Source organism: Bowmanella yangjiangensis (assembly GCF_017255015.1).
In the GTDB taxonomy this organism is placed as follows: domain Bacteria; phylum Pseudomonadota; class Gammaproteobacteria; order Enterobacterales; family Alteromonadaceae; genus Bowmanella; species Bowmanella yangjiangensis.
Genome location: NZ_JAFKCS010000207.1, coordinates 1 through 1,428 on the forward strand (window position 1 = coordinate 1; position 1,428 = coordinate 1,428).

Sequence of the window (1,428 nt, forward strand, 5' to 3'; positions counted from 1 at the left end):
GATATGACACGCATATATGGACCCACTCCGCTTGCAAGACCTTTGATCACTGATGTGAGAGAAAATCATTGCTCTCATATATCCGGCCTGTTGATGGAAGATTTTTGCTTCCTGGCCCCGATGGTTATGTGCGCTCATCCTCCTCATTATCCTTAAGGCCTCCAAGGGGCCTCTGCGTGTCCCAGGTTTTGAATGAGCCGGTCTGACCTATCTCACCATCCGATCAATATGTCTTTTGCAACTGAGTAAAGGGTTTCCTGACTATCTGCGACTAGATACTGATATTTTTTCGCGTTTCATTTCTGCTACTAAGCCGTTGTGGCCGGGCGATATCGCTCACCTTTTGACATTATCACCCAGGCTATCCGCGCCAACTTGTTGGCAACAGCCACGCAGGCGCGGTTATATCCCCGTCGCTCAAGTACCGCTTGGGCCCAGCGACTAAAACAATCATCTTTGTTGGCAGTATGTCTCAACACCGCTCGTGCGCCGTGGATATAAAGTGTCCTAAGGTACGCATTACCGCGTTTGCTAATCCCAAGTAAGACAGGTTTACCGCCACTTGAATGCTGACCAGGAACCAGTCCCAACCACGCTGAAAAATGTCGGCCGTTGACGAAATCCTTACCTTCACCTGCGGCCGCATAGGTGGCACTAGCGGTTATCGTTCCGACACCCAGTATTTCATCCAGTCGGCGGCAAGTCTCATTTTCCTGATTAGCCGTAGCTATGCGGCGTTCACACCGCTTGAAGCGTTTATCAAAGGCTTGCAACTCGTCAAACAGCTCAGCGAACACCTCTCGGGCGAGTGGGGTAAGGCCGTTCTCGGCATCTTCCAGAATATCAGGTAACCCCTTACGCACAGCGGTTACACTCTTGTCGAGCACAACTCCGTATTCGGCCAGTAAGCCTCTTATCTGATTCACCAAGGCAGTGCGCTCTTTCTTGAGGCGTTCGCGCTGACGATGCAGATTCTGAATATCCTGCTGGGCCGTCGACTTCACGGGGACAAAGCGCATGGTCGGGCGCTGCGCCGCTTCAGCGATAGCTTCGGCGTCGTTGTAGTCGTTCTTGTTCCCCTTCAAGTAAGGCTTGACATATTGCGGCGAAATCAACCTCACCTGGTGACCCAGCTTCTCAAACTCCCTTGCCCAATAGTTAGCGCCACCACAGGCCTCCATGGCAATAACGCAGTGCTCCAGCTTTGCCATATATGCCAGCAATTGCTTGCGTTTAAGCTGCTTCTTTCTAAGCAATCGCCCCATGTGGTTGATTTCAACAAAATGAAAAACGTTCTTTGCTATATCTAGGCCAATGGTTGTAGTCTTCATGTTGATCCACTCCACTTCCGTTAAATGGTTTGTCGAATCTCCATTTTGGCTCACTATGAAGCCGATTAGGAGGTGGAGTGGGTCCATACCATTATCC

General features: G+C 50.6%; 1 protein-coding gene. It reads right to left on the reverse strand.

Annotation, left to right across the window (positions count from 1 at the left end; translation table 11 throughout):
• Positions 1 to 308: 308 nt before the first annotated feature.
• Complete coding sequence (locus J0A65_RS23355; protein WP_206596681.1) at positions 309 to 1,331, reverse strand: IS110 family RNA-guided transposase; 1,023 nt, start codon at positions 1,329 to 1,331, stop codon at positions 309 to 311.
• Positions 1,332 to 1,428: the final 97 nt, after the last annotated feature.

Bases quoted from the DNA above. Each gene is read 5' to 3' on its own strand.
- J0A65_RS23355 (WP_206596681.1), bottom strand. From the start codon at position 1,331: ATGAAGACTACAACCATTGGCCTAGATATAGCAAAGAACGTTTTTCAT.